Here is a 26,068-nt window from a genome sequence, read left to right as displayed (position 1 = left end):
GCTTTGATGTGACACTCACCGGCGTTCAAAGCGGGCCATAGCCCCAGCAACTGCCCCGTAGATGACGGCGACGGTGACGACCAGCGCGACCGAGCGTCCGTCCGGCGGCAGCATCAGGGCCGCCACTCCGGCCGCCCCGACGAAGGCCACGTTGAACAGCACGTCGTACACGGAGAAGATCCGACCGCGGAAGCCGTCGTCGACGGCGGCCTGGACGATCGTGTCCGTGGAGATCTTCGCCCCCTGGGTGATCAGCCCCAGGACGAAGGCCGCGACCAAGAGGGGACCGGTCGCGAAGGGGAGGCCGAGGGCGGGCTCCAGCACGGCGGCGGCGCCGGAGCACACCACGATCCAGCGCCCCGGACCGAGGCGTCCCGCCGCCCACGGCGTCACCGCGGCCGCCGCGAAGAATCCCGCACCCGACAGCGCCAGAGCCAGGCCGAGCAGCCGGAGCCCGTCCTCGGGACTCGCGGACAGGGCGTACCGGCACAGCATCAGCAGGAGGACGAGGAGCGCGCCGTAGCAGAAACGCATCAGGGTCATCGCGGCAAGCGCCCCTGCGGCTTCCCTGCGCTGCGGCGCGGCCAGATGACGGACGGCCGCGCCGAGCTCGCGAGCCGTCTCGGTGAGGGCGGTGGCCATGCGGGGCCGTGCCTGCTGCCGGTCGGGACCGAGGAGCGTGGGAGGCATGGTCAGGGATGCCAGGCCGGCGCACAGATAGAGGAAGGCGCCGAGGAGTACCACCGCCGCGTCGGAGCCGGACGCCACGAGCCGTACGGCGAAGGCAAGACCGCCGCCCGCGGTCGCGGCGAGTGTTCCCGCCGTCGGGGACAGGGAGTTGGCGAGCACCAGGCGCTCGGCGTCCACCACCCGGGGCAGGGACGCGGACAGACCGGCGAGGACGAAGCGGTTGACGGCCGTGACGCACAGCGCCGAGACGTAGAAGAGCCAGTCCGGGACCTGGCTGACCATCAGCACGGCGGTGACCGCGGCCAGCAGGGCGCGCAGCAGATTGCCGTGGACGAAGACCTGCCGGCGGCGCCAGCGGTCCAGCAGGACGCCCGCGAACGGGCCGACCAGCGAATAGGGGAGCAGCAGGACCGCCATCGCCGAGGCGACGGCGGTGGCCGAGGTCTGTTTCTCCGGGGAGAAGACGACGTACGCGGCGAGCGCGACCTGGTAGACGCCGTCGGCGCCCTGGGACAGCAGACGGATGGAGAGCAGGCGTCGGAAGTACCGCAGGCGCAACAGGACGCGCAGGTCACGGACGACGGGCATGGGGCACAGCCTCACACATGCGGAAGGTCCCCGGGTCAGGGAACCCGGGGACCTTCACAGCCCTGGCAGGAGCGTTCTCGTGCGCCTCGTCGAGCTAGCGCTCGACCTCGCCGCGGATGAACTTCTCGACGTTCTCGCGGGCCTCGTCGTCGAAGTACTGGACCGGCGGGGACTTCATGAAGTAGGAGGACGCCGACAGGATCGGGCCGCCGATGCCACGGTCCTTGGCGATCTTCGCGGCGCGCAGGGCGTCGATGATGACACCCGCGGAGTTCGGGGAGTCCCAGACCTCGAGCTTGTACTCCAGGTTCAGCGGGACGTCACCGAAGGCGCGGCCCTCGAGGCGGACGTAGGCCCACTTGCGGTCGTCGAGCCAGGCCACGTAGTCGGACGGGCCGATGTGGACGTTCTTCTCGCCGAGGTCCCGGTCGGGGATCTGGGAGGTGACGGCCTGCGTCTTGGAGATCTTCTTGGACTCCAGGCGCTCGCGCTCGAGCATGTTCTTGAAGTCCATGTTGCCGCCGACGTTCAGCTGCATCGTGCGGTCGAGGATGACACCGCGGTCCTCGAACAGCTTCGCCATGACGCGGTGCGTGATGGTGGCGCCGACCTGGGACTTGATGTCGTCACCGACGATCGGCACACCGGCCTCGGTGAACTTGTCCGCCCACTCCTTGGTGCCGGCGATGAAGACCGGGAGGGCGTTGACGAAGGCGACCTTGGCGTCGATGGCGCACTGGGCGTAGAACTTCGCAGCGTCCTCGGAGCCCACGGGCAGGTAGCAGACCAGGACGTCGACCTGCTTGTCCTTCAGGACCTGGACGACGTCGACCGGCTCGGCGTCCGACTCCTCGATGGTCTGGCGGTAGTACTTGCCGAGGCCGTCGAGGGTGTGGCCGCGCTGCACGGTGACACCGGTGCTGGGCACGTCGCAGATCTTGATGGTGTTGTTCTCGGAGGCGCCGATCGCGTCCGCGAGGTCGAGGCCGACCTTCTTGGCGTCGACGTCGAACGCGGCGACGAACTCGATGTCGCGCACGTGGTAGTCACCGAACTGCACGTGCATCAGGCCGGGGACCTTCGACGCCGGGTCGGCGTCCTTGTAGTACTCGACTCCCTGCACCAGCGACGCGGCGCAGTTGCCCACGCCGACGATGGCTACGCGAACCGAACCCATTCCGGTTGCTCCCTGTGTGTACGAGTGAGGCCCTGAGTGGGTCTCACGTGGCGGTGTCGCCGGGCGTATCCGTCCGGGGGGTGTCCCCGGGACGGGGCAGGCCGCCCGTCGATCCAGTGGTGGTGTCCTGCTGAGCGGACCCCCCGGACGCGGAACCCTTGAGGTCCCGCCCGGCCCGCTCGCTCTCGATGAGCTCGTTCAGCCAGCGCACTTCGCGCTCCACGGACTCCATCCCGTGGCGCTGGAGCTCAAGTGTGTAGTCGTCGAGGCGCTCCCGCGTGCGCGCCAGGGAGGCCCGCATCTTCTCCAGACGCTCCTCCAGGCGGCTGCGCCGGCCCTCCAGCACGCGCATGCGCACATCGCGCGAGGTCTGCCCGAAGAAGGCGAAGCGTGCGGCGAAGTGCTCGTCCTCGTACGCGTCGGGGCCGGTCTGCGAGAGCAGCTGCTCGAAGTGCTCCTTACCTTCTGCCGTCAATCGGTACACGATCTTCGCTCGGCGTCCGGCGAGAGGAACGGCGTCCTCGTGGGTGCTGCCCGGCTCCTCGATCAACCAGCCGTTGGCGACCAGCGTCTTGAGGCAGGGATACAGGGTCCCGTAGCTGAACGCCCGGAACACCCCCAGGGACGTATTGAGTCGTTTGCGCAGCTCATAGCCGTGCATCGGGGACTCGCGCAGCAGGCCGAGCACGGCGAACTCGAGGATGCCGGCACGTCGGCTCATCGTCGCCTCCTCTCGGTCCCGCGGGTCTCGCAGCGCTTCTCGGCGTCTTTATCTCGCGCTGATGTATCGACTCGATACATCACGACGATAGAACGGCCGTCCGCAGGCGACAAGAGGGACGGTGGTGAACGGGGTCACATCACCGATTCATACGAGGCAGGTTGCCTGTTTTGGGGTGAACTTCGGGGCTCGGTGGGTTTTGGCGGTGCGTAGTCTGTGCGGCATGCACAGCACCGGGAACCAAGTGCCGCCTGGGGAGCGTCGTCGTCCCCGGTGCAGTACGGGTGAATGCGGAACCGACCACATCCGTACTTCGGGGGGACCGGAAAACAGCCGCCGTTCCAGGCGCGCACGGGTGCGCCTGCCCGAGGAGTAGTCGTTCGATGAGCGAGCACCGTCGCAAACCGCCGCAGCCGCAGGGAGGCGGACGTGCCGCGGCCCGACGCGGCCAGCCCGGCTCGTCCTCCGGTCGCCGTGCGGCACCGCGAGGCGCCACCGGGTCCCCATCCGACTCCTATGGGTCCAGTTCCTATGGGTCGGGTTCCAGCGCTCCGGGAGGTGAAGAGCGTCCCTACGGCGGCCGTGCCGAGGCCCGCCGTGCGGCGCAGAGAGGCACTCGCCGCAGAGGCGCCGACGCGGGCCCGGGCGGCCGGCGCGGCGCCCCTGGCGGCCCGAACGGTCCCGGGCGCGGCAGAGGCCGTGCGTCGACCGCTCCCGGCAAGAAGCGGTTGATCGACTATCCCCGGGCCGGGAAGTACGGCTGGCGCCGCTGGACGCCCTCCTGGAAGCTCGTCTCCGGGCTCTTCATCGGCTTCCTCGGAAGCCTGGTGGCGCTGGTCGGCGTCAGCTACGCGATGGTCTCGATCCCCAACGAGAACGACGCCGCCAAGTCCCAGAACAACGTGTACTACTGGGCTGACGGCAAGCAGATGGTGGCCACGGGCACGGGCGTCAACCGGCAGAACGTCAGCATCGACCAGATTCCCGACGCGATGCAGTGGGCCGTGATCTCGGCCGAGAACAAGAGCTTCTACCAGGACTCGGGCGTCGACCCCATGGGCATCCTGCGCGCCGTGGCCAACATGGCGCGGGGTGGCCAGACCCAGGGTGGCTCGACGATCACCCAGCAGTACGTGAAGAACACGTACCTGAGCCAGCAGCAGACCCTCACCCGTAAGTTCAAGGAGATGTTCATCTCCATCAAGGTGGGGACGAAGCTCGACAAGAGGCAGATCCTGCAGGGCTACCTGAACACCTCGTACTTCGGCCGGGGTGCGTACGGCATCCAGGCCGCCGCGCAGACGTACTACGGCAAGGACGCGGTGGATCTCACGCCGAGCCAGTGCGCGGTGCTCGCGGCGCTGCTCAAGGGCCCGACGTACTTCGACCCGGCGGGCAACGCGGACCTCGACCAGTCGGCGACCCAGAAGGCCAACACGCAGCGCTCGCAGGCACGCTGGAAGTGGATCCTCGAGCAGATGCACAACGATCATCACCTCAGCGACGCCGACTACCAGAAGGCCATCGCGCAGTACCCCATGCCCGACGGCCGTAAGGCCGCCAAGGGCATGACCGGCCAGATCAGCTACCTGGCGGACACGGCGAAGAAGTACGTCCTCGCCCACTCCGACATCACCGAGGCGCAGTTCGACCAAGGCGGTTACCAGATCCACACGACCTTCCAGAAGGACAAGGTCAACAAGCTGGCCGAGGCAGTGAAGAAGATCCAGAAGGAGCGTCTCGACCCGAAGCACCGCGACCTGGACAAGTACGTCCAGTTCGGCGCGGCATCGGTGAAGCCGAAGGACGGCGCGATCGTCGCCCTCTACGGTGGTGACGGCTACGAGAACGGCCACTTCACGAACAACGCCGACACCTCCGGTGTCCCGGTCGGTTCGACGTGGAAGCCGTTCGTGCTTGCCGCGGCCATGCAGTACGGGACCTACAGGTCGGACGGGCAGGGCATTTCGCCGCTGAGCAAGTACAACGGCAACGACCACCTCAAGGTGCTCAACCAGGACGGCAGTCCGGTTCTGAAGAAGGACGGCTCGGTCTTCTACCAGCGCAACGAGAGCGACCACAAGTGGGGCTACATCACGCTGCGCAAGGCGATGGAGCAGTCCATCAACACGCCGTTCGTCCAGCTCGGTATGGATGTGGGGATGTCGAAGGTGCGGGACGTCGCCCAGGCGTCCGGCATCCTGAAGGACAGCTTCTCCACACTCAACCCGTCCTTCGCTATCGGTACCTCGACCCCGAGCGCGATCCGTATGGCGGACGCGTACTCCACCTTCGCCGCGTCCGGTGAGCATGCGGACCCGTACTCGGTGACCGAGGTAAAGAAGGACGGCCAGGAGCTGCAGGGCTTCGACAAGCCGAAGGTCACCCCGGCGATGCCGGAGAACGTGGCGAACAACGTCACGGACGTCCTGCAGAACGTGATCCAGAACGGTACGGGTCAGAACGCCAAGGCCCTGGGCCGTACGGCGGCCGGCAAGACCGGTACCACGGACAGCAACAAGTCGGCCTGGTTCGTCGGCTACACCCAGCAGCTGTCCACGTCGGTGGCGATGTTCCGTGAGAACCCGAAGGACCACGAGCTGCTGTCCATGAACGGAACGGCCGGCGTTGCGTCGATCCACGGTGGTGACATCCCGACGTCGGTGTGGACCGAATACATGAAGGTCGCGCTCAAGGGCGACAACGACCCGGGCTTCCCGGACGCCACCGAGATCGGCAAGGTCCAGGACGAGGCGGGTGCCCCGTCCCCGACCCCGAGCGTCACCATCACGCCGAGCCAGACGCCGGGTGACTCGCCGAGCCCGACCCCCAGTGACACGACCCTGTCGCCCTCACCGTCGGCGAGCCAGTCGTGCAACGGCTGGGGCTGGAAGTGCGACACCACCGGAGGCACGGACACGGGCGGCACCGACGGAGGCACCTCGCCGACGCCCACCGTCACGGATACGTCCGGGACCGGAGGCAGTACCAAGGGCAACGGCAACGGAGGCATCTTCGCCGGTCCCACCGGTTAGCCATCGCGTCTGACCGGTTGGCGACCATATCGCCCGCCAAGGGTGTTTCACGTGAAACATGGGCCGTCGCACCCACCAGGTGCGGCGGCCCTCGGCGTTCTCCTAGACAGGTACGGCAGGATGTGCCCCATGCCCAGTGCAGAGATGACGCCCGCGAGCATGCGCGAGCCCGAGCCCGTGCGGCCCGCCACGGCGGAACCGGTGCGGCCGACGAGTGAGGACGAGATCGCCCGGGCCGGCAGCGAGCTGATCGGCGGTCCCCTGGGGCAGCGCGCCCTCCTCGGGATCTCCTGGTGGACCCCCGTTCGGGTCGTCGCGCTCGTGGCGATCGGCATGTTCGCCCTCGGCCTGGTCCAGAAGGCGCCCTGCTACCACAGCGCCTGGTTCTTCGGCGCGAGCAGTCAGTACACCAAGGCCTGCTACTCGGACATCCCGCACCTCTACCAGGGCCGCGGATTCGCCGATCACCTCGTGCCGTACTTCGACAGACTCCCGGACGACATGTCCGGCGGCATGGGCTACCTCGAATACCCCGTGCTGACCGGTGTGTTCATGGAGGTGGCGTCCTGGCTGACCCCGCACAGCGGCACCATCCAGCACCAGGAGCAGTGGTACTGGTTCGTCAACGCCGGGATGCTGATGGTGTGCGCGGCCGTCATCGCCGTCTGCGTGGCCCGCACCCACCGTCGGCGCCCCTGGGACGGTCTGCTGGTCGCCCTGTCGCCCGCCTTCCTGCTCACCGCGACCATCAACTGGGACCTGCTGGCGGTGGCGCTCACGGCCGCCGCGATGCTCATGTGGTCCCGGAGCCGTCCCGTCGCCTTCGGTGTCCTCCTGGGCCTTGCCACGGCCGCCAAGCTCTACCCCGTGTTCCTGCTGGGCCCGCTGCTCGTGCTGTGCTGGCGGGCCGGCAAGTGGCGGGAGTACGCCCAGGCCGTGGGCGGCGCGGTGATCGCCTGGCTCCTGGTGAACCTGCCGGTGATGCTCTTCGCCTTCCAGGGCTGGTCGAAGTTCTACACGTTCAGCCAGGAACGGGGCGTCGACTTCGGCTCGTTCTGGCTGATCTGGGCGCAGAACTCCAGCAGCCCGCCGAGCACGGGCTTTGTGAACACCGCCGCGATGGTGCTGGTGGTGCTGTGCTTCCTCGGCATCGCCGTGCTGGCGTTCACCGCGCCGCGCCGGCCGCGCTTCGCCCAGCTGGCCTTCCTGCTGGTGGCGGCCTTCATCATCACCAACAAGGTCTACTCCCCGCAGTACGTCCTGTGGCTGGTGCCGCTGGCGGTCCTCGCCCGGCCCAAGTGGCGCGACTTCCTGATCTGGCAGGCCTGCGAGGTGGCGTACTTCCTGGGCATCTGGATGTACCTCGCCTACACGACCAGCGGCGACGCCCACAAAGGTCTGCCGACGCAGGGATACCACTGGGCGATCGTGCTGCACCTGGCCGGCACGCTCTACCTGTGCGCCGTCGTCGTACGGGACATCCTCATGCCGGAACGCGACGTGGTGCGCCGCTCCGGCGACGACGACCCCTCGGGCGGGGTGCTCGACGGCGCACAGGACGTCTTCGTGCTCGGCGCGGCGGCCCATCCGCCGCGGCACGCCGCCCACTTCGAGGGACCTCAGGTGGACTGGGGCAGGCCGGAACGGCCGCACCTCGAGGACCGTTCGCTCTGAGCGAACGCGCCGTCGGAAGCCCATGAAGAAGGCCGTACACGCGGGGTGCGTGTACGGCCTTCTCGCTGACCTGCGCCGGGCTCAGTGGTCCACGAGCCGGTCGAACTGGGTGGTGGTGTGCCGCAGATGGGCCACCAGTTCGTCGCCGACCTTCGGCTCCGGGGCGTCCGAGGGGACGAACAGGATCGACACCTGCATATGCGGCGGCTCGGCGAACCAGCGCTGCTTGCCGCCCCAGACGAACGGAGAAAGGTTCCGGTTGACCGTGGCGAGGCCGGCCCGTGCGACGCCCTTGGCGCGCGGCATGACGCCGTGGAGGGCCTTCGGGGCCTCCAGGCCCACCCCGTGCGACGTACCGCCCGCCACGACCACCAGGAAGCCGTCGGAGGCCGCCTTCTGCTGCCGGTAGCCGAACCGGTCGCCCTTGGAGACGCGCGTGACGTCCAGGACGGCACCGCGGTACTCGGTGGCCTCGTGGTCCCCCAGCCACAGCCGCGTGCCGATGCGGGCGCGGAACCGGGTCTGCGGGAACTGCTGCTGGAGCCGGATGAGTTCATCGGACTTGAGGTGGCTGACGAACATCGTGTGCAGCGGCAGCCGGGCCGCGCGCAGCCGGTCCATCCAGCCGATGACCTCCTCGACGGCGTCCGAGCCGTCGGTGCGGTCCAGCGGCAGATGGATGGCGAAGCCCTCCAGCCGGACGTTCTCTATGGCCTGGTGCAGCTGCGGCAGGTCCTGCTCGCTGATGCCGTGCCGCTTCATCGAGGACATCACCTCGATGACGACACGCGCGCCGACGAGGCCGTACACGCCGTCGACCGACGACACCGAGCGCACCACCCGGTCGGGCAGCGGCACCGGCTCCTCGCCACGCCGGTACGGCGTCAGCACCAGCAGGTCACCACCGAAGTAGTCCTTGATGCGCGCGGCCTCGTAGGTCGTGCCGACCGCGAGCAGATCCGCGCCCAGCCGCGTGGCCTCCTCCGCCAGCCGTTCGTGCCCGAAGCCGTAGCCGTTGCCCTTGCAGACCGGGACGAGGCCCGGGAACTGCTCCTGCACGTGCTTGTGGTGCGCCCGCCAGCGCGCGGTGTCGACGTAGAGCGTGAGCGCCATGGCCGGACCTGGAACCTTTCTCGTGGCTGCGGTGTATCAGAGGTGTGAAAGCTGTGGACCCTATGGAATCAAACGCCTGTGGCTCAGCGGCGCGACATGTAGATGTCGAGCGCCTTGTGCAGCAGCTTGTTCAGCGGGAAGTCCCATTCGCCGAGGTACTCGGCGGCCTGACCGCCGGTGCCGACCTTGAACTGGATCAGACCGAAGAGGTGGTCGGTCTCGTCCAGCGAGTCGGAGATGCCGCGCAGGTCGTAGACGGTGGCGCCGAGCGCGTAGGCGTCGCGCAGCATCCGCCACTGCATCGCGTTCGAGGGCCGGACCTCACGGCCGATGTTGTCGGAGGCGCCGTAGGAGTACCAGACGTGTCCGCCGACGATCAGCATCGTCGCCGCCGACAGGTTCACGCCGTTGTGCCGCGCGAAGTACAGCCGCATCCGGTTCGGGTCCTCGGTGTTGAGGGCCGTCCACATGCGCTGGAAGTACGACAGCGGGCGGGGCCGGAAGTGGTCGCGCACCGCGGTGATCTCGTACAGCCGCTGCCACTCGGCCAGGTCCTGGTAGCCGCCCTGGACGACCTCGACGCCGGCCTTCTCGGCCTTCTTGATGTTGCGGCGCCACAGCTGGTTGAGGTTCTTGTGGACCTCTTCCAGGGAACGGTTCGCCAGCGGCACCTGGAAGACATAACGGGGCTGCACGTCGCCGAAGCCGGCGCCGCCGTCCTCGCCCTGCTGCCAGCCCATACGGCGCAGCTTGTCCGCCACCTCGAAGGCGCGCGGCTCGATGAAGTCGGCCTCCAGGTCCCGCAGGCGCTTGACGTCCTGGTCCTGGATGCCCTTCTTGATGGTGTCGGCGTTCCAGCGCCGGATGATCACCGGCGGGCCCATCTTCACGGAGAAGGCGCCCTGCTGCTTCAGGTGCGCCAGCATCGGCTGGATCCAGTCGTCCAGATTCGGCGCGAACCAGTTGATGACCGGGCCCTCGGGGAGATACGCGAGATAGCGCTTGATCTTGGGCAGCTGGCGGTAGAGGACCAGGCCCACACCGACGAGCTCGCCGGTGCGGTCGTCGAACCAGCCGAGGTTCTCCGAGCGCCACTCCGCCTTCACATCGGCCCAGGCCGGGACCTGCATGTGGCTCGCCGCCGGCAGGCTCTGGATGTAGGCCAGATGTTGCTCGCGGCTGATGGTCCTCAGGGTCAGGCTCATGTCGGGGCGCTCCTCGGGCTGGTGTGTCCCCATGGGTACAGGGGCTCCGGCTCTCGCGCCGAAGCCTACTGCGCCGTGCGAGCGCCCCGACTGGGCGTACGGCTTAGAAGAGGCCGCCGAACAATCCGCCGTTCGCCATGCTGATGAGGAAACCGACTCCAGCGGCGCCCATTCCCACCACGAGCCCGAAGCGCTCTCGGGTGGTCACCGAGATCCACTGCCCGTAGATGCCGACGAGCAGCCCCACCAGCCCGGCCCACGAGGACAGCAGGTGCAGGCCGGAGAAGAAGGACGTGATGAAGGCCAGCACGCCGAGGACGAGCGTGCCCGCCATGAGAGCGTCCTCGAGCGGACGGCGCTTGCCGTCCGTGGCGAAGAGGGAACCGGCGACGTTGGGATGCAATGCCTGTGCCATGGGCACCTCCTGCGGAAGACGGCGCACAGTAGCGCCGTACACACCCGACGTGTACAGGGTGACGGCCTTCACGGGCGGATTTCAACCGGAAGCGGGTGTGCGGGTAGTCTGTACCGTCTGCACTGGTGTCTGCCCATGCCTGCCCAGGTAACACTGCGGGATCCCTCAGAGGCCCCCCGATTGTCAGTGGTGGCCGATACCGTTGCGTACGCATCACAACCCTCCTGCCACGGAACGACCGTGGCCGCTGAGTCCAAAGGAGGTGGGTTCCACATGCGTCACTACGAGGTGATGGTCATCCTCGACCCCGATCTCGAGGAGCGCGCTGTCTCCCCGCTGATCGAGAACTTCCTGTCCGTCGTCCGTGACGGCGGCGGCAAGGTTGAGAAGGTCGACACCTGGGGCCGTCGTCGTCTCGCCTACGAGATCAAGAAGAAGCCCGAGGGCATCTACTCGGTCATCGACCTGCAGGCCGAGCCTGCGGTCGTCAAGGAGCTCGACCGCCAGATGAACCTGAACGAGTCGGTCCTCCGGACCAAGGTCCTCCGCCCCGAGACTCACTGAGCCCTTCGCTCAGCTGATCTCGGGATTCGAGTAGCAACCAAGCAGCCAGAGCAGCAAACCCGCCGAGAGGTTCCCCCATGGCAGGCGAGACCGTCATCACGGTCATCGGCAATCTTGTCGACGACCCCGAGCTGCGCTTCACCCCGTCCGGTGCGGCGGTCGCGAAGTTCCGTGTCGCGTCCACTCCCCGCACCTTCGACCGCCAGACGAACGAGTGGAAGGACGGCGAGAGCCTGTTCCTGACCTGCTCGGTCTGGCGTCAGGCGGCGGAGAACGTCGCCGAGTCGCTCCAGCGAGGCATGCGCGTCATCGTGCAGGGCCGGCTGAAGCAGCGGTCCTACGAGGACCGTGAGGGCGTCAAGCGCACGGTCTACGAGCTGGACGTCGAGGAAGTCGGCCCCAGCCTGCGCAACGCCACGGCCAAGGTCACCAAGACCGCCGGTGGCGCCCGCGGTGGCCAGGGTGGTTACGGCGGCGGTGGCGGCCAGGGTGGCGGCGGCTGGGGCGGAGGCCCCGGTGGCGGCCAGCAGGGCGGCGGCGCTCCGGCCGACGACCCGTGGGCGACCGGCGCTCCCGCCGGCGGCCAGCAGGGTGGCGGCGGCTGGGGCGGCGGCTCCGGCGGCGGTGGCGGCTACTCGGACGAGCCCCCCTTCTAGGTCCTCGGACCAGGGGCGGGCCGTACCCCAAACTTCTTGATCACACAGGAGAAACACCATGGCGAAGCCGCCTGTGCGCAAGCCGAAGAAGAAGGTCTGCGCTTTCTGCAAGGACAAGGTCACGTACGTGGACTACAAGGACACGAACATGCTGCGGAAGTTCATTTCCGACCGCGGCAAGATCCGTGCCCGCCGCGTGACCGGCAACTGCACGCAGCACCAGCGTGACGTCGCCACGGCCGTCAAGAACAGCCGTGAGATGGCGCTGCTGCCCTACACGTCCACCGCGCGCTAAGGGAAGGGTGACCGACACATGAAGATCATCCTCACCCACGAGGTCACCGGCCTCGGTGCCGCGGGCGACGTCGTCGACGTCAAGGACGGTTACGCTCGCAACTACCTGATCCCGCGGAAGTTCGCTATCCGCTGGACCAAGGGTGGCGAGAAGGACGTCGAGCAGATCCGCCGCGCTCGCAAGATCCACGAGATCCAGACCATCGAGCAGGCCAACCAGGTCAAGGCCCAGCTCGAGGGCGTCAAGGTCCGCCTGGCCGTCCGCTCCGGCGACTCCGGCCGTCTCTTCGGTTCCGTCACCCCGGCCGACATCGCTTCCGCGATCAAGGCTTCCGGTGGCCCCGAGGTCGACAAGCGCCGCATCGAGCTGGCCGCCCCGATCAAGACCCTGGGCGCCCACGAGACGTCCGTGCGTCTGCACCCCGAGGTTGCCGCCAAGGTCAACATCGAGGTCGTCGCGGCGTGACGCTGCGCTCGGCTTGAGCAGCTGAGAGAAGGGCCGTCCCTAGCGGGGCGGCCCTTCTTCGCGTGCGGGACCGGAATGCGCAGCGCCCAGTGCGGCATGTTTCACGTGAAACCGGGACGGGTGAGCCTGCCGGTCCGTTCAGCGGGTGGCTCCGGTGACGATCCAGCGACCCGAGCGTGCGCGCAGCCACAGGGTCAGCATGCGGACAGTCATCATCAGTGTCATCGCGGCCCACAGCGCGGTGAGACCACCGCCGAGGGTAGGCACGAGCAGGGCGACCGGAGCGAACACCGCGAGGGTGACGACCATGGCCCCGGCAAGGTAGGGCCCGTCGCCGGCTCCCATCAGAACTCCGTCCAGCACGAAGACGATCCCGCAGAGGGGCTGCGAGAGCGCCACCATCAGCAGCGCGGGCAGCGCCGCGTCCTTGACCACGGAGTCGCTGGTGAACAGCGGCAGGAACAGCGGGCGGGCGGCCACCACGAGCAGACCGAGAACCACACCGGTCGCGATGCCCCACTGGACCATGCGACGGCAGGCCTCACGTGCTCCTTGGGCGTCGTTGGCACCGAGATAGCGGCCGATGATGGCCTGTCCCGCGATCGCTATCGCGTCGAGAGCGAAGGCCAACAGGCTCCACAGGGACAAGATGATCTGGTGGGCGGCGATGTCGGCGTCGCCCAGATGCGCGGCGACCGCCGTCGCGATCATCAGGATCGCCCGCAGCGACAGGGTGCGGACCAGGAGTGGAACGCCCGCCTGGGCCGAGGCCCGGATTCCGGCGGCGTCCGGGCGCAGGGAAGCACCGTGTCGATGGGCCCCGCGGATGACCACGGTGAGATAGACGGCCGCCATGCCGCACTGGGCGGTGACCGTACCCCAGGCCGAACCGGCGATGCCGAGCCCGGCGCCGTAGACGAGTGCCGCATTGAGGGCACCGTTGGCGACGAAGCCGGCGACGGCGACATAGAGCGGGGTCTTGGTGTCCTGCAATCCGCGGAGCACTCCCGTCGCGGCGAGGACGATCAGCATCGCCGGGATGCCCAGAGAGGAGATGCGCAGATACGTCGTGGCATAGGGGGCCGCGGTTGTGGAGGCGCCGAAGAGGTCCACGATGCCGGGGGCCAGCGGAAGGACGACGGCGATGACGCCCATGCCGAGCAGCAGCGCCAGCCAGATGCCGTCCATGCCCTGGCGAATCGCGGCCTGTGGATCGCCGGCGCCGACGCGGCGGGCCACCGCGGCGGTGGTGGCGTAGGCGAGAAAGACGAAGACGCTCACCGCGGTGGTGAGCAGGGCCGAGGCAACCCCGAGACCGGCCAGCTGTGCGGTGCCGAGATGGCCGACGATGGCACTGTCCGCCATGACGAAGAGAGGCTCGGCGACGAGGGCGCCGAAGGCCGGGACGGCCAGCGCGACGATCTCTCTGTCGTGCCGCCGACGGGTGGCCTGGGGTATCGCGGGAGCCTGTGTCACGAGCACTAATCTAATCGTCCACAGGTAAGCGATGCAATGGTCGAGTGGCCCTTACGCTTCCCCTCGAGGTGTGTCCTTTCGCGCACCGTTCGATGCGAACTTGGCCCGACTGGCGAAGTTTTTCTTCTACACAGCCGGTGGACGGTAAAGCCGCAGGTCAGAGCGATCTTGCGAGGGTGAGAGAGGGCTTGTTCACAGGGCTGTCCACCGGGTCGTGCACAGGTTTCGGCGAGTTCTCCACAGCATCCGGGCCGTCGTCCACAAGGCCTGTGGATAACCAGATTGGCTGACGGTGCCGACGGGCCTACCGTTGTCCGGCGCCCGCTCCTTCCCTCGGCCCGGAAAGCGTCCTTTTCCTGGCCTGCGGATCCTCACAAATCCGACGCGTCGGAACCGGAGTTGGGCCTCTCATTTGTCAGTGTCGTGCCGTAGAACAGAGGGCATGGCGAGGTCCGCCGTGCGGACGGGAGGAGGTGGCTCGGTGAGCATTTCCGAGCCCTTGGACGATCCGTGGGCCGATGCCGGACCCAGTGATCGTCTGCCGGCCTCCCGTCGACGCGATGACGGCGGCCGGGGTCGTGACGAACAACACGACCGGGGCCGGGAGAGCACCTCCTGGGACGGCGGGGGTTCCTCCTTCGAGCGGGTGCCGCCACAGGACCTGGACGCCGAACAGTCCGTGCTGGGCGGCATGCTGCTGTCCAAGGACGCCATCGCCGACGTCGTCGAGATCCTCAAGGGCCACGACTTCTACAAGCCCGCTCACGAGACGATCTACCAGGCGATCCTGGACGTCTACGCCAAGGGCGAGCCGGCCGACCCGATCACCATCGCCGCCGAACTCACCAAGCGCGGCGAGATCAACAAGGTCGGCGGGGCCGCGTATCTGCACAGCCTCGTCCAGACCGTGCCGACGGCGGCCAACGCCGAGTACTACGCGGAGATCGTCCATGAGCGGGCGGTGCTGCGCCGCCTGGTCGAGGCGGGCACGCGCATCACACAGATGGGATACGCGGCCGACGGCGATGTGGACGAGATCGTCAACCGCGCCCAGGCCGAGATCTACGCCGTCACCGAGCAGCGCACCAGCGAGGACTATCTGCCGCTCGGCGACATCATGGAAGGCGCCCTCGACGAGATCGAGGCGATCGGCTCGCGCAGCGGCGAGATGACCGGTGTGCCGACCGGCTTCACCGACTTCGACTCGCTGACGAACGGCCTGCACCCCGGCCAGATGATCGTCATCGCCGCCCGACCCGCCATGGGTAAGTCGACGCTTGCGCTGGACTTCGCCCGGGCCGCCTCGATCAAGCACAACCTGCCGAGCGTCATCTTCTCCCTCGAGATGGGCCGCAACGAGATCGCGATGCGCCTGCTGTCCGCCGAGGCCCGGGTCGCCCTTCACCACATGCGGTCCGGCACGATGACCGACGAGGACTGGACCAGGCTCGCCCGCCGTATGCCGGATGTCTCGGCCGCACCGCTCTACATCGACGACTCCCCCAACCTGTCGATGATGGAGATCCGCGCCAAGTGCCGACGCCTGAAGCAGCGCAACGACCTGAAGCTGGTCGTGATCGACTACCTCCAGCTGATGCAGTCCGGCGGCTCCAAGCGCGCCGAGAGCCGTCAGCAGGAGGTCTCGGACATGTCCCGTAACCTCAAGCTGCTCGCCAAGGAGCTGGAGATCCCGGTCATCGCGCTCTCGCAGCTCAACCGTGGTCCCGAGCAGCGCACGGACAAGAAGCCGATGGTCTCCGACCTGCGTGAGTCCGGCTCCATCGAGCAGGACGCCGACATGGTCATCCTGCTGCACCGCGAGGACGCGTACGAAAAGGAGTCCCCGCGCGCGGGCGAGGCCGACCTGATCGTGGCCAAGCACCGTAACGGCCCCACGGCCACCATCACGGTCGCCTTCCAGGGCCACTACTCCCGCTTCGTGGACATGGCCCAGACCTGATAGCGACCCAGTGAGTTCTTCTCCCCATACGTGGGCCCGTGCTGAGCGGCTCGATGCCGCCCGGATGATCGACGCCCTGCACGCACAGGCCGGCGTTCGCTTGACCCTGGAAGGTGTCTGCCCGGGCGACAGGTGGGTGCCGCCTATGTGCGCTGGATGGACGGTCACCGGTCCGTCCTGAAGTGGCGGCCTCACAGCTCGGCCGAAGAGATGCGGGCGGGACCGCTTGCCGTTACCGAGGCGCTACGGCTGGCGGGCTATCCGGCTCCGGCTACCGAGCTGGTTGCCCAGGTCGGCCACGCGGTGATCATGGTGCAAGAGCTGCTGCCGGGCAAGAAGATCGACCACCTCGACCACCGCAGCCTGGACCAGGTGCTCCAACTCAACCAGTTGCAGGCGGATCGGCTTGCCGACCGCCCTGACATCCCCGCGGTGGAGCTTCACTTGCGGGAGGACGGTGCCCGCTACTGCCTGCACGGGCCGCTGCGTCGGCACAACGGTCGCAGTGCGGCGCTGGAACGTTGGATCGCGTCTGTCGGTGCCGACAGCCCGCCTCGGTCGACCGGAGCCGACGCGGTGCACTTCGACTTCCATCCGGGCAACATGCTGGCGACCGACGGAGTGATCACGGGAGTCGTCGACTGGGACGGCGCCGCCCGCGATGATCGTCGATTCGACCTGGTCACCCTGCGCTTCGGCATCCACGCGAGGCAGACCGACCCAAGGCTGACAGAGCGACAGTGAAGCCGCAGGTCACGGCGCTGCGCTGTGGCACGAGTCGCGGGAACCTGCAGCCGGCGCGGGGAGGACGGCTTTGCCGGGGAAATGAACTCGACGTCCGCCGCCACAGCAGGTGGACTGGGCGCATGACGTCATCTCAGGAAGAGCTGCTCCCCGGAACGCGCCGCGCCCTGCTGCACAGGATCGCCGTCGCCCAGGCCGAAGGGCGGGCGCCCTCGCTGGTCGCGACCGTGGTGAGGGGCGGACAGGCCGTGTGGCACGGGGCGCGGACCTCGGTGGACGGGCACGGGCCGGACGAGAACGTGCAGTACAGGATCGGGTCCATCACCAAGACCTTCACCGCCGTCCTGGTGATGCGGCTGCGTGACGAGGGCCTGCTCGACCTCGGTGACCCGCTGGAGAAGCATCTGCCCGGCACCGGTGCGGACGAGGCGACGATCGCCGAACTGCTCGCACACACCGCGGGCTTGGCGGCCGAGTCACCCGCGCCCTGGTGGGAACGGACCTCAGGCACCCTGCGCCCGGAGCTGAGCGACGTCCTCGGCGAGCAGCCCCTTGTGCACCCCGTCGGCCGACGGCACCACTACTCCAACCCCGGCTACACGGTGCTCGGCGCGCTGGTGGAGGAGCTGCGAGGCGCTTCCTGGGAGGAGGTGCTGCGCAGCGAGATCCTCGAACCGCTCGGACTGCACCGTACGAGCACGCAGCCGCAGGCTCCGCATGCCGGCGGATGGGCCGTGCATCCATGGGCGGACGCGATGTTGCCGGAGCCGCTGGAGGATCTGGGCAGGATGGCTCCGGCCGGCCAACTGTGGTCGACGACGGGGGACCTGGCGCGGTTCGCCGCGTTTCTCGCCGCGGGTGACGACCGGGTGCTGAGCGCGGAGTCGGTGCGGGAGATGCGCACGCCTGCGGCGCCCGCCGAGGCGGCGGACGTGCTGGACGGGGCGACGTATGGACTAGGGCTGCAGATCCAGCGCCGTGACGGCCGCCTCCTGGTCGGCCATTCCGGTTCACTGCCGGGCTTCCTGGCGAACCTCACCCTGAGCGTCGAGGACGACGTGGCCGCGGTGGTGCTCGCCAACTGCACCAGTGGGCCGCTGCTGGGAGCGGTGGGCGCCGACCTGGTGCGGATCGTCGCCGAGACGGAGCCGCGGATCCCGGAGCCCTGGCGGCCGCTGCGCCAGGTGGACCCGGCGGTCCTGGAGCTGGCGGGGCAGTGGTACTGGGGGACCAGTGCCTTCGGTCTTCGGGTGACCGCCGACGGCCTTCTCGCGCTAGGTCCGCTGAGCGGCAGCGGCCGGCGTTCCCGCTTCCGCTCCAACGGTGACGGCACCTGGACCGGGCTGGAGGGCTACTTCGCCGGAGAGCTGCTGCGGCCGGTGCGGCGCACGGACGGGACCCTGAGTCATCTCGACCTCGGCTCGTTCGTGTTCACGCGGCAGCCGTACGACCCCGAGGCGCCGATCCCCGGTGGCGTGGACCCCGAGGGATGGCGGGGGATCGGCTAGCTCTGCACGCCACAGGGGTGTGTTTCACGTGAAGCACACCCCTGTGCTGTTCCTGGTCCGGCGGCGCTGTCAGAGCCGCAATTTGAAGCCCTCGTGCGTGGCGCTGAAGCCAAGCCGCTCGTAGAAGCGGTGGGCGTCGGTGCGTGTCTTGTCGGACGTCAGCTGCACCATCCGGCACTCCAGCCGGCGGGCGGTGTCGATGGCCCACTCGATCAGCAGGCCACCCAGCCCGCTGCCCCGTTCATCCGCGTGGATACGGACGGCCTCGATGAGCGCACGGGTCGCTCCCTTGTGGGAGAGGCCCGGAATGATCGTGAGCTGGAGGGTCCCGATCACGCGGCCTTCGCGGACGGCGACGACGAGGTGCTGGTTCGGGTCGGCCTCCAGACGTCCCAGCGCGGCCCGGTACGGGGTCATGTCGTCGGGGGACTCGCGCTGGGCACCGAGCGGATCGTCGGCGAGCATCGCGACGATCGCCGGAAGGTCGTCGGCGGTCGCACGCCGTATTTCAAGATCTCCCATGCGTGCACCCTATGCCGGTACGTTCAGCGACTCCACGACCCGTACCAAGGGGGCCAGTTCAGGGTTCCTGGAGGCCTCGTCCAGGGCCTGGCGCAGGGCGGCGTCATTGGTGGGGCGCGCCTCCTCCAGCAGTCGCAGGCCCGCCTCGGTGACGTTGGTGTAGATACCGCGCCGGTCGGTGGGGCACAGGTAGCGCTCCAGAAGGCCGCGGTCTTCCAGCCGGGTCACCAGGCGCGTGGTGGCGCTCTGGCTGAGGACGACCGCGTCGGCGACCTGCTTCATCTGCAGATGACCCCCTTCGCCGTCGTGCTGGCGGCTCAGTACATCGAGCAGTGAGTACTCGCGCACGCTCAGGTCGTGCTTCGCCTGCAGGGCGCGCTCGATGTGCGCCTCGATCCTTCCATGCAGGGCAGAGAGGGCGCACCAGCCCTGCGCGAGGGCAGTGAGCGCGGGGTCCGTCGCTGTCATTGGCGTTCTCCTCCGTCCCGGAGCGGCTGCATCAAGAGTAGAGCAAGCACGCAATAGTGCGCGCTTGCATTTAGCCCGCGTCTGCAACTATTGTGGACGCACGCAAAGCGCACCTGCAATCGTCTGGAAGGCGTACCCCTCCATGCCTCTCGCGCTCCTGGCCCTCGCGATCGGGGCCTTCGGAATCGGAACGACAGAGTTCGTGATCATGGGCTTGCTGCCCGAGGTCGCGGGCGACTTCGGGGTGTCCATCCCCACGGCGGGCCTGCTCGTGACGGGCTACGCGCTCGGCGTGGTCATCGGCGCCCCGCTGATGACCGTGCTCGGCACCAAGATCTCGCGCAAGCGCATGCTGATGCTGCTCATGGGCCTCTTCATCGCCGGGAACCTGGTGTCCGCGGTCGCCCCAGCCTTCGCGATCATGCTGATCGGACGTGTGGTCGCCTCGCTCGTGCACGGTGCCTTCTTCGGTATCGGCTCGGTCGTGGCGGCCGAGCTCGTGGCGCCCCACAAGAAGGCCGGTGCCATCGCCATGATGTTCACCGGTCTGACCGTCGCCAATGTCGTCGGCGTCCCGCTGGGCACGCTCATCGGCCAGCACGTCGGCTGGCGCGTCACCTTCGGCATCGTCGCCGCCCTCGGGGTCGTCGGCCTCGCCGGCATCGCCAAGCTGGTGCCCGAGATGCCGAGGCCCGAGGGTGTGCACCTGCGGCACGAACTGGCCGCCTTCAAGAACGCGCAAGTCCTGCTCGCCATGGCGATGACCGTCCTCGGCTTCGGCGGCGTCTTCGCGGCCATCACCTACATCGCGCCGATGATGACCCACATCGCCGGCTTCGCCGACGGCTCCGTGACCTGGCTGCTGGTCCTGTTCGGCATCGGCATGGTCGGCGGAAACCTCGTCGGCGGCAAGTTCGCCGACCGCGCCCTGATGCCGATGCTGTACGTCTCCCTGGGCGCCCTGGCCGTCGTCCTGGCGCTCTTCACGCTCACCGCGCACAACAAGATCGCGGCGGCCGTGACCATCGCCCTGATCGGCGCCCTGGGCTTCGCGACCGTACCGCCGCTGCAGAAGCGCGTGCTCGACCAGGCGCACGGTGCCCCGACGCTGGCGTCGGCCGTGAACATCGGCGCCTTCAACCTGGGCAACGCGCTGTCCGCCTGGCTCGGCGGCATCGTGATCGCGGCCGGCTTCGGCTACACGGCCCCCAACTGGGTGGGCGCCGTACTCGCCGCGGCCGCCCTGGTCCTCGCCGTCCTGTCGGCGGCGCTGGAGCGCCGTGATGGCGCCCGCAGCACCGTGGTCGCCGCCGGGACGCCCGCCGGCCGGCAGACGCCGGTCCACCACTGAGTCCTTCGCGCCACAGGGCACCGCACCCGAATCCCCAAGACGTCCGTACCGGGGCTCTCATCCCGGTACGGCAAGTACCCCCCTCTCAGCTACACCCGAGGAGAAAGTCTCCATGAGCACCACCGCCGTCGCCCCGCTGTCCATCGACGACGCCGAACTGCTCGTCGCCACGGCCCGCCGCGCGGCCGAGGACGCCGGGGTCACCGTCAGCGTCACCGTCCTGGACGCGGGCGGCCACCTGCTCGCCTTCCGCCGGGACGACCGGGCCGTGCTGATCTCCGGCGAGACCAGCACCCGCAAGGCCTACACGGCACTCCAGCTGAACACCCCCACCGCCGACCTGGTCGACGCCGTGCAGCCGGGCGGCCTCTTCCACACGCTGCCCACGGCCCTCGACCGGCCTCTGCTGTTCATCGCCGGCGGAGTGCCCGTCCACCGGGACGGCCGCCTGATCGGCGCCATCGGCGTCGGCGGGGGTGCGCCGGAGCAGGACCACGGCTTCGCCACCGCGGCCGTGCGGGCACTCGCCTGAGGCACGACCCCCCACAGGGACAACGCCGGTCTCGCCACACGACGCGGTGGGACCGGCGTTCGTCGTACGACGGCTCAGCCCGCGGCCACGGTCAGCGGGGCGAACCGGCGGGTCCAGTCCCCCGGGAGGTCCGTGGTGCCATACGTCATCACGGCGTTGAAGGCCACGGAGGCCAGGCCCCGCGCCTTCGCCCAGGTCAGCAGTTCCTCATGGCGCACATCGATGTCGGTGCGCAGTGGACGGTCCGTGTGGGCCGCCAGCGAGCCGACCAGAGCCTTGGCCGTCTCCGTGTCGCGGGCCACCAGGGGACCGACGACATGGGTGTCCATGTTGGGCCACGCGGCCGCGTAGCCGATGATCCGGCCCTCCTCCTCGGCCACCCGCAACTGGTCGGCGAAGGCGGGCAGACGGGTGATCAGGGGAGTGCGGTCGGCGCCGAACACCTTCTCGTCGAGACGCAGGATCGCGGGCAGATCCTCCGCGGCAGCGGCACGGGTGAACACTCCGGATTCCGTCCCGCCGGGAGTGAAGCGGCCCTTCAGCATCTCCGCCCGGCCCGTCACCTTGAAGCCCAGCTCCTCGTACAGGGGACGGCCGTTGGGGGTGGCGTGCAGGGTGAGCGGAGTGGTTCCCATGGTCGACAGGACGTGGCGCATCAAGCGGCGCCCGACACCCTGACGGGCATGGCGTCCGGCCACCAGAACCATGCCGATGGCCGCGAGATCCGGACGCCCCCACGGGCCGTACTCCGTGACGACGCATGCGGCGACGAGTCCTCCCTGAGGGTCGTCGATGCCGAAGCCCTTTCCGGCCGTGAGGAGGAATCCCCACTTGTGTTCCTCGCGTGGCCACCCCCGGTCCTGGGACAAGTCGGCGCAGACGGTGAGATCGCGAAGCGTCAGACGACGGATGGGCAGAGCGGCAAGGGAAGGAGTCGACACGCAGGTCAGGCTGTCCGACCGGCACCCTCGACGTCCACCCGTTTCCCCGCAGACAGACGTGCTTTTGGTCATCTCGTGGCCCCATGCACAACCCGTGGACAGCGGGGAGGGTTTCACGTGAAACATCGACAGCCGGTTAGCCTCGGGGGCCATGGCGAGACTTCATCTCTTCGATCTCGACGGCACATTGCTGCACGGCAGTACGGCTCCCGTGGAGATTTCCCGCCAACTGGGATTGGAAGCGGAGACCGTGGCGCTGGACCGGGCGATTGCGGAGGGCCGGATCGGTGCGCCGGAGTACGCGGCGCAGGTGTACGACCTGTGGTCCGATCTGACCGAGGCGCATATCAGCGCCGCTTTCGAGGCAGCTCCTTGGCTGGCCCGCATCCGGGAGGTCTGGGCAGAGATCAGAGGCGCGGGCGAATACTGCGCGGTGGTGTCGCTCTCACCGTCCTTCTTCGTGGAACGCCTTCTTGACTGGGGCGCTCACGCGGCGCATGGATCCCGCTTCCCGGCCGTTCCGTTCACCGAGCCCGTGGATCCGTCCGGCGTGCTCAGTGCCGCGGCCAAGGTGACCGTCGCGGACCGGCTCTGCGAGGAATTCGGCGTGGCACGGGCGGACTGTGTGGCCTACGGCGATTCGCTGTCGGACAAGGACCTGTTTGCTGTCGTACCGGTTTCCGTAGCGGTCAATGCGGATGCCCACCTGTCGGGACTCGCAACGCACTCCTACGCGGGGCGGGATCTGTGGGATGCCTATGAATTGGTTCGTTCTGCCCGGTAATTGTCGGACTTCATGGTTCGCATCCTTGCCCGATTCGTGAGGAAGGAAGGGGGGACTTGTGTGCGCGGCGGCGGCCGGTAGGGTCGACTCCGGTTCACGCCCGGGATGGAGTCCACTTGTCCCGTGCGAGCCGAGAGCAGGGCGAGCAGCGTAACGGGACGGAGAGCGAGAGATTCGCGTTTCCGGATAGGTGACCGCGGCATCCGATCGGGATGCAACGCTGCGCGGTGCTACGGCAGGCCGCCCGACGGGGGGAAAGCAGGCACCTTCTCCAAGAGAAGGTGCGCAGACCGACCGCAAGACGTTCGAGGCGAGGGCACCATGGACGCTCCGACCACCACGTCGGGGGAGAACGGCATGCCAGGCGGGGACGGCTGGTTCAGGCCGCGCCTGGCATCGTCGGCTCCGCCGCCGGACAGCCCGGAGCGCGTGCCGGCTCAACGTCCGGCGCCGGCCGCCCAGGAGGGGTCTGCGGACGCCGTCCTCATACGCCGCACGATGGCCGAGATAGGCCCGATCGCCGACAAGGTCACCTCTTACTTCTACGCACTGCTCTTCGTCCGCCACCCAGAGCTGCGGGCACTGTTCCCGGCCGCGATGGACATCCAGCGGGAGCGCCTGCTGAAGGCGCTGCTCACCGCGGCCGAATACCTGGACGACACCTCGGTCCTCGTCGACTACCTGCAGAACCTGGGCCGTGGACACCGCAAGTACGGGACCCGCGCAGAGCACTATCCGGCCGTCGGGGAATGCCTGATCGGCGCGTTGAGCAGGTACGCCACCGCCGTCTGGAGCCCGGAGGCCGAGGCGGCCTGGGTGCGGGCCTACACGAAGATCTCGCAGGTCATGATCGACGCCGCGGCGGCGGACGAACTGCGGTCTCCGGCCTGGTGGCACGCCGAGGTCGTCACCCACGACCTCAGAACCCCCGACGTCGCGATCCTCACCGTCCGCCCCGACCAGCCCTACCCCTTTCTCGCCGGCCAGTACACGAGCGTGGAGACGCCCTGGTGGCCACGGGTCTGGCGGCACTACTCGTTCGCTTCGGCGCCCCGCTCGGACGGTCTGCTGACCTTCCATGTGAAGGCCGTACCGGCCGGCTGGGTCTCCAACGCCCTGGTCCACCGCGCCCGGCCCGGAGACGTCATCCGCCTCGGGCCGCCGACCGGCTCCATGACCGTCGACCATACGACCGACAGCGGACTGCTCTGCCTGGGCGGCGGCACCGGCATAGCGCCCATCAAGGCCCTGGTCGAGGACGTCGCCGAGCGTGGAGCGCGTCGGCCTGTCGAGGTGTTCTACGGCGCCCGCACCGACCACGACCTCTACGACATCGACACCATGCTCCGGCTCCAGCAGAGCCACCCCTGGCTGTCGGTCCGGGCGGTCATCGACCAGCAGGCCCACATCCAGCTCCCCGATGCCGTGCGCGATTACGGCCCCTGGAACGAGTACGACGCCTACCTCTCGGGCCCGCCCGGAATGATCCGCAGCGGCGTCGACACGCTCCGGGACATCGGTGTTCCGTCGAGTCGCATACGGCACGACTCGGTGGAGGACCTGCTCGTCGTCGGAGGCTGAGCGCGCTAACCGAGGTCGGGAGCGTGCATGGCGCGCACTCCCTCGATGTTGCCGTCCAGATAGTGGCGCAGGGACAGCGGGACGAGGTGGACAGAGGCGATGCCGACACGGGTGAACGGGATGCGGACGATCTCGTACTCACCGGCCGGCTCGTCCACTTCGGGGCCGTGTCGCAAGGCCGGGTCCATGGACTCCAGTCGGCAGACGAAGAAGTGCTGCACCTTCACACCGGTGGCGCCGCCGTCCTCGCCGATGTGCTCGACGGTGTCCACGAAGCACGGCACCACATCGGTGATCTTGGCGCCGAGTTCTTCGGACACCTCCCGGTGCAGGGCGTCCACGACGGTCGGATCCCCGGGCTCGACCCCGCCACCGGGGGTGACCCAGTAGGGATCGACACCGGGCTTGGTGCGCTTGATCAGGATCAGGTCGTCACCGTCGAGAAGAACGGCGCGGGCGGTGCGCTTGACCACGGGTCGGACGGTCATGGGAGAAATGTGGCCCGGCTGGTTCCACGTGAAACATTGCATAGAGTCACCTTGTGATCGCCATGCGTGGGCGCTGTGCTGGAGGGCCTCAGCACCAGGCCGTGGCCGCCCGCTGAAGCCACTCGTGGGCCCGGGCGATGTGGGGCATGGCGAGGGTGCCGGTGCGCACCACCAGGAAGTAGGTGCGCAGCGGCGGCACGGGCGGATCGTGCAGCGTCGCGATCGTGCCGCCGGCGAGGGCGGGAGCACACAGATAGCGGGGCAGCACCGCGAGTCCGGCACCTGCGATCGCGCAGGCGAGGACCGCCCGTAGATCCGGAACGATGACCGTGCCCGAGGCGGCTGGACGCGAGTCGAAGACGGAGGCCCAGTAGCGGGAGACGAAGGGCAGCGACTCGTGGACCTCGACGACGGGAAGATCCTCCAGCGCGGGCGCTCCCTTCAGGCGCAGCGCCTGCGCACCGATCCGCTCCAGCCAGCGAGGAGCGGCGACCAGTACGTGTTCCTCGTCGCAGAGCGGAGTCGCGGTCAGCAGAGCGCCGCGCGGACGGGCCGTACTGATGGCCAGATCATGATGTCCGGAGGCGAGCCCCTCCAGCGCTTCCTCCGCCGTGCCGAAGGAGGCGCGGAGCGCGAATCCCTGGCCGTCGTCGCCGGTCAGCTCCGTCAGGGCGGGCAGGGCGCGTTCCGCGGTGAACTCGGGCGGGCCGGCGAGATGCAGGGTTCTGAGCGAGGACTCGTCGTCCAGGCCGCTCTCGGCTATCTCCACCAGGGCGTCGAGGTGGGGGGCGGCCTTGTGCGCGAGTTCGTCGCCGATGGTCGTCGGGGTCACCCCGCGCGCCTGGCGAAGGAAGAGAGGCTTGCCCAGCTGCCGTTCCAGTGTGCGGATCTGCGAGGTGACGGCGGGCTGGGAGAGGCCGAGCAGAGCGGCGGCGCGGGTGAAGGATCCAGCCCGGTGCACAGTGACGAAAGTGCGCAGCAAGGCCAGGTCCATGGCGTCCCCTTCCCCCCATCTCTGCCCTCCTCCGGCCCTCAGGCAGGCCCCAACTATAAATAAGTCGATAGGTCTCTGTCGCTAGCGTGATTGGACACTGACAGAGAGTCAACTAGCCTTG

General features: G+C 68.5%; 25 protein-coding genes. 13 read left to right on the top strand and 12 right to left on the bottom strand.

Features of this window, described 5'->3' with window-relative positions; genetic code table 11:
• Positions 1-15 precede the first annotated feature (15 nt).
• From ACQPXS_RS24210 to ACQPXS_RS24200, 3 genes are all read right to left on the bottom strand, one after another.
• Positions 16-1,278 carry an MFS transporter gene (locus ACQPXS_RS24210; protein WP_433451355.1) on the bottom strand — a complete coding sequence of 421 codons (1,263 nt, stop codon included), beginning with the start codon at positions 1,276-1,278 and terminating at the stop codon, positions 16-18.
• Between the two features lie 94 nt (positions 1,279-1,372).
• The gene (locus tag ACQPXS_RS24205) at positions 1,373-2,455 is read right to left on the bottom strand and encodes an inositol-3-phosphate synthase (protein ID WP_055707474.1); all 1,083 of its coding nucleotides are present in this window, start codon (positions 2,453-2,455) and stop codon (positions 1,373-1,375) included.
• A 43-nt stretch (positions 2,456-2,498) separates the two neighbouring features.
• A complete protein-coding gene (locus ACQPXS_RS24200; RefSeq protein WP_351802872.1) occupies positions 2,499-3,176 on the bottom strand; it encodes a PadR family transcriptional regulator in 678 nt (225 codons plus the stop codon).
• 383 nt (positions 3,177-3,559) lie between these two features.
• Between ACQPXS_RS24200 and ACQPXS_RS24195 the strand changes: the two genes are divergently transcribed.
• The gene (locus ACQPXS_RS24195; RefSeq protein ID WP_433451354.1) at positions 3,560-6,211 is read left to right on the top strand and encodes a transglycosylase domain-containing protein; all 2,652 of its coding nucleotides are present in this window, start codon (positions 3,560-3,562) and stop codon (positions 6,209-6,211) included.
• A 129-nt stretch (positions 6,212-6,340) separates the two neighbouring features.
• Positions 6,341-7,885, top strand: a complete 1,545-nt coding sequence (locus ACQPXS_RS24190; RefSeq protein WP_433451353.1) for a glycosyltransferase family 87 protein — start codon at positions 6,341-6,343, stop codon at positions 7,883-7,885.
• Positions 7,886-7,966: 81 nt separating this feature from the next.
• Here ACQPXS_RS24190 and ACQPXS_RS24185 read toward each other — a convergent pair whose 3' ends face one another.
• The 3 genes from ACQPXS_RS24185 to ACQPXS_RS24175 all read right to left on the bottom strand — a co-directional run bounded on the left by ACQPXS_RS24185 (position 7,967) and on the right by ACQPXS_RS24175 (position 10,618).
• Positions 7,967-8,998 carry an alanine racemase gene (locus tag ACQPXS_RS24185; RefSeq protein WP_351802866.1) on the bottom strand — a complete coding sequence of 344 codons (1,032 nt, stop codon included), beginning with the start codon at positions 8,996-8,998 and terminating at the stop codon, positions 7,967-7,969.
• A gap of 83 nt (positions 8,999-9,081) precedes the next feature.
• Positions 9,082-10,203, bottom strand: a complete 1,122-nt coding sequence (gene femX, locus ACQPXS_RS24180; RefSeq protein WP_351802864.1) for a peptidoglycan bridge formation glycyltransferase FemX — start codon at positions 10,201-10,203, stop codon at positions 9,082-9,084.
• A 103-nt stretch (positions 10,204-10,306) separates the two neighbouring features.
• Complete coding sequence (locus ACQPXS_RS24175; protein WP_351802862.1) at positions 10,307-10,618, bottom strand: hypothetical protein; 312 nt, start codon at positions 10,616-10,618, stop codon at positions 10,307-10,309.
• A 273-nt stretch (positions 10,619-10,891) separates the two neighbouring features.
• Between ACQPXS_RS24175 and rpsF the strand changes: the two genes are divergently transcribed.
• The 4 genes from rpsF (at position 10,892) to rplI (ending at position 12,598) form a co-directional block, all read left to right on the top strand.
• Positions 10,892-11,182, top strand: coding sequence for a 30S ribosomal protein S6 (rpsF, locus tag ACQPXS_RS24170; protein ID WP_014673750.1), 291 nt, complete (start codon positions 10,892-10,894; stop codon positions 11,180-11,182).
• 77 nt (positions 11,183-11,259) lie between these two features.
• The gene (locus ACQPXS_RS24165; RefSeq protein WP_030640108.1) at positions 11,260-11,838 is read left to right on the top strand and encodes a single-stranded DNA-binding protein; all 579 of its coding nucleotides are present in this window, start codon (positions 11,260-11,262) and stop codon (positions 11,836-11,838) included.
• A gap of 58 nt (positions 11,839-11,896) precedes the next feature.
• On the top strand, positions 11,897-12,133 hold the full coding sequence (gene rpsR, locus ACQPXS_RS24160) for a 30S ribosomal protein S18 (protein WP_003949403.1): 237 nt from the start codon (positions 11,897-11,899) through the stop codon (positions 12,131-12,133).
• Positions 12,134-12,151: 18 nt separating this feature from the next.
• Positions 12,152-12,598: a 50S ribosomal protein L9 gene (gene rplI, locus ACQPXS_RS24155; RefSeq protein WP_351802858.1), complete on the top strand. Its 447-nt coding sequence runs from the start codon at positions 12,152-12,154 to the stop codon at positions 12,596-12,598.
• A 138-nt stretch (positions 12,599-12,736) separates the two neighbouring features.
• Here the strand turns inward: rplI and ACQPXS_RS24150 are convergent, their stop codons facing one another.
• The gene (locus ACQPXS_RS24150; RefSeq protein ID WP_433451351.1) at positions 12,737-14,074 is read right to left on the bottom strand and encodes an MATE family efflux transporter; all 1,338 of its coding nucleotides are present in this window, start codon (positions 14,072-14,074) and stop codon (positions 12,737-12,739) included.
• A 481-nt stretch (positions 14,075-14,555) separates the two neighbouring features.
• On the opposite strand from ACQPXS_RS24150, the gene dnaB reads away from it, so the two are divergent.
• The 3 genes from dnaB to ACQPXS_RS24135 all read left to right on the top strand — a co-directional run bounded on the left by dnaB (position 14,556) and on the right by ACQPXS_RS24135 (position 18,286).
• Positions 14,556-16,034, top strand: coding sequence for a replicative DNA helicase (gene dnaB / locus ACQPXS_RS24145; protein WP_433451350.1), 1,479 nt, complete (start codon positions 14,556-14,558; stop codon positions 16,032-16,034).
• Positions 16,035-16,190: 156 nt separating this feature from the next.
• Positions 16,191-16,778 carry a phosphotransferase gene (locus tag ACQPXS_RS24140; RefSeq protein ID WP_433455918.1) on the top strand — a complete coding sequence of 196 codons (588 nt, stop codon included), beginning with the start codon at positions 16,191-16,193 and terminating at the stop codon, positions 16,776-16,778.
• Between the two features lie 122 nt (positions 16,779-16,900).
• Positions 16,901-18,286, top strand: coding sequence for a serine hydrolase domain-containing protein (locus tag ACQPXS_RS24135; RefSeq protein ID WP_433451348.1), 1,386 nt, complete (start codon positions 16,901-16,903; stop codon positions 18,284-18,286).
• A 69-nt stretch (positions 18,287-18,355) separates the two neighbouring features.
• On the opposite strand, the gene ACQPXS_RS24130 is transcribed toward ACQPXS_RS24135, so the two are convergent.
• Together ACQPXS_RS24130 and ACQPXS_RS24125 are read right to left on the bottom strand one after the other, a co-directional pair.
• The gene (locus ACQPXS_RS24130) at positions 18,356-18,808 is read right to left on the bottom strand and encodes a GNAT family N-acetyltransferase (RefSeq protein WP_365324063.1); all 453 of its coding nucleotides are present in this window, start codon (positions 18,806-18,808) and stop codon (positions 18,356-18,358) included.
• Positions 18,809-18,817: 9 nt separating this feature from the next.
• A complete protein-coding gene (locus tag ACQPXS_RS24125) occupies positions 18,818-19,276 on the bottom strand; it encodes a MarR family winged helix-turn-helix transcriptional regulator (RefSeq protein WP_433451347.1) in 459 nt (152 codons plus the stop codon).
• A 142-nt stretch (positions 19,277-19,418) separates the two neighbouring features.
• Between ACQPXS_RS24125 and ACQPXS_RS24120 the strand changes: the two genes are divergently transcribed.
• Both ACQPXS_RS24120 and ACQPXS_RS24115 read left to right on the top strand, forming a co-directional pair.
• Entirely contained in the window at positions 19,419-20,627 is a 1,209-nt protein-coding gene (locus tag ACQPXS_RS24120; protein WP_433451346.1) for an MFS transporter, read from the top strand.
• 112 nt (positions 20,628-20,739) lie between these two features.
• Positions 20,740-21,159 carry a GlcG/HbpS family heme-binding protein gene (locus tag ACQPXS_RS24115; RefSeq protein WP_356300880.1) on the top strand — a complete coding sequence of 140 codons (420 nt, stop codon included), beginning with the start codon at positions 20,740-20,742 and terminating at the stop codon, positions 21,157-21,159.
• A 74-nt stretch (positions 21,160-21,233) separates the two neighbouring features.
• Here ACQPXS_RS24115 and ACQPXS_RS24110 read toward each other — a convergent pair whose 3' ends face one another.
• Positions 21,234-22,100, bottom strand: a complete 867-nt coding sequence (locus ACQPXS_RS24110; RefSeq protein ID WP_433451345.1) for a GNAT family N-acetyltransferase — start codon at positions 22,098-22,100, stop codon at positions 21,234-21,236.
• A gap of 151 nt (positions 22,101-22,251) precedes the next feature.
• Between ACQPXS_RS24110 and ACQPXS_RS24105 the strand changes: the two genes are divergently transcribed.
• Both ACQPXS_RS24105 and ACQPXS_RS24100 read left to right on the top strand, forming a co-directional pair.
• On the top strand, positions 22,252-22,884 hold the full coding sequence (locus tag ACQPXS_RS24105; RefSeq protein ID WP_433451344.1) for an HAD family hydrolase: 633 nt from the start codon (positions 22,252-22,254) through the stop codon (positions 22,882-22,884).
• Between the two features lie 321 nt (positions 22,885-23,205).
• Positions 23,206-24,465 (top strand): globin domain-containing protein, encoded by a 1,260-nt coding sequence (locus ACQPXS_RS24100; RefSeq protein WP_433451342.1) that lies wholly within the window; start codon positions 23,206-23,208, stop codon positions 24,463-24,465.
• A 5-nt stretch (positions 24,466-24,470) separates the two neighbouring features.
• Here ACQPXS_RS24100 and ACQPXS_RS24095 read toward each other — a convergent pair whose 3' ends face one another.
• Positions 24,471-24,953 (bottom strand): NUDIX hydrolase, encoded by a 483-nt coding sequence (locus ACQPXS_RS24095; RefSeq protein WP_351802836.1) that lies wholly within the window; start codon positions 24,951-24,953, stop codon positions 24,471-24,473.
• An 88-nt stretch (positions 24,954-25,041) separates the two neighbouring features.
• Positions 25,042-25,947, bottom strand: coding sequence for a LysR family transcriptional regulator (locus tag ACQPXS_RS24090; protein ID WP_433451341.1), 906 nt, complete (start codon positions 25,945-25,947; stop codon positions 25,042-25,044).
• Positions 25,948-26,068 lie beyond the last annotated feature (121 nt).

It is taken from the genome of Streptomyces sp. CA-142005 (assembly GCF_050942335.1).
Lineage (GTDB): Bacteria > Actinomycetota > Actinomycetes > Streptomycetales > Streptomycetaceae > Streptomyces.
The sequence above is the reverse complement of the archived record's forward strand: the minus strand, read 5'-3'. Positions and strand labels throughout refer to the sequence as shown.

What these genes read in the sequence shown, in the direction of transcription:
- ACQPXS_RS24210 (WP_433451355.1), bottom strand. Translation starts at nt 1,278, where the DNA reads ATGCCCGTCGTCCGTGACCTGCGCGTCCTGTTGCGCCTGCGGTACTTC.
- ACQPXS_RS24205 (WP_055707474.1), bottom strand. Translation starts at nt 2,455, where the DNA reads ATGGGTTCGGTTCGCGTAGCCATCGTCGGCGTGGGCAACTGCGCCGCG.
- ACQPXS_RS24200 (WP_351802872.1), bottom strand. Translation starts at nt 3,176, where the DNA reads ATGAGCCGACGTGCCGGCATCCTCGAGTTCGCCGTGCTCGGCCTGCTG.
- ACQPXS_RS24195 (WP_433451354.1), top strand. Translation starts at nt 3,560, where the DNA reads ATGAGCGAGCACCGTCGCAAACCGCCGCAGCCGCAGGGAGGCGGACGT.
- ACQPXS_RS24190 (WP_433451353.1), top strand. Translation starts at nt 6,341, where the DNA reads ATGCCCAGTGCAGAGATGACGCCCGCGAGCATGCGCGAGCCCGAGCCC.
- ACQPXS_RS24185 (WP_351802866.1), bottom strand. Translation starts at nt 8,998, where the DNA reads ATGGCGCTCACGCTCTACGTCGACACCGCGCGCTGGCGGGCGCACCAC.
- femX (WP_351802864.1), bottom strand. Translation starts at nt 10,203, where the DNA reads ATGAGCCTGACCCTGAGGACCATCAGCCGCGAGCAACATCTGGCCTAC.
- ACQPXS_RS24175 (WP_351802862.1), bottom strand. Translation starts at nt 10,618, where the DNA reads ATGGCACAGGCATTGCATCCCAACGTCGCCGGTTCCCTCTTCGCCACG.
- rpsF (WP_014673750.1), top strand. Translation starts at nt 10,892, where the DNA reads ATGCGTCACTACGAGGTGATGGTCATCCTCGACCCCGATCTCGAGGAG.
- ACQPXS_RS24165 (WP_030640108.1), top strand. Translation starts at nt 11,260, where the DNA reads ATGGCAGGCGAGACCGTCATCACGGTCATCGGCAATCTTGTCGACGAC.
- rpsR (WP_003949403.1), top strand. Translation starts at nt 11,897, where the DNA reads ATGGCGAAGCCGCCTGTGCGCAAGCCGAAGAAGAAGGTCTGCGCTTTC.
- rplI (WP_351802858.1), top strand. Translation starts at nt 12,152, where the DNA reads ATGAAGATCATCCTCACCCACGAGGTCACCGGCCTCGGTGCCGCGGGC.
- ACQPXS_RS24140 (WP_433455918.1), top strand. Translation starts at nt 16,191, where the DNA reads ATGGACGGTCACCGGTCCGTCCTGAAGTGGCGGCCTCACAGCTCGGCC.
- ACQPXS_RS24135 (WP_433451348.1), top strand. Translation starts at nt 16,901, where the DNA reads ATGACGTCATCTCAGGAAGAGCTGCTCCCCGGAACGCGCCGCGCCCTG.
- ACQPXS_RS24130 (WP_365324063.1), bottom strand. Translation starts at nt 18,808, where the DNA reads ATGGGAGATCTTGAAATACGGCGTGCGACCGCCGACGACCTTCCGGCG.
- ACQPXS_RS24125 (WP_433451347.1), bottom strand. Translation starts at nt 19,276, where the DNA reads ATGACAGCGACGGACCCCGCGCTCACTGCCCTCGCGCAGGGCTGGTGC.
- ACQPXS_RS24120 (WP_433451346.1), top strand. Translation starts at nt 19,419, where the DNA reads ATGCCTCTCGCGCTCCTGGCCCTCGCGATCGGGGCCTTCGGAATCGGA.
- ACQPXS_RS24115 (WP_356300880.1), top strand. Translation starts at nt 20,740, where the DNA reads ATGAGCACCACCGCCGTCGCCCCGCTGTCCATCGACGACGCCGAACTG.
- ACQPXS_RS24105 (WP_433451344.1), top strand. Translation starts at nt 22,252, where the DNA reads ATGGCGAGACTTCATCTCTTCGATCTCGACGGCACATTGCTGCACGGC.
- ACQPXS_RS24100 (WP_433451342.1), top strand. Translation starts at nt 23,206, where the DNA reads ATGGACGCTCCGACCACCACGTCGGGGGAGAACGGCATGCCAGGCGGG.
- ACQPXS_RS24095 (WP_351802836.1), bottom strand. Translation starts at nt 24,953, where the DNA reads ATGACCGTCCGACCCGTGGTCAAGCGCACCGCCCGCGCCGTTCTTCTC.
- ACQPXS_RS24090 (WP_433451341.1), bottom strand. Translation starts at nt 25,947, where the DNA reads ATGGACCTGGCCTTGCTGCGCACTTTCGTCACTGTGCACCGGGCTGGA.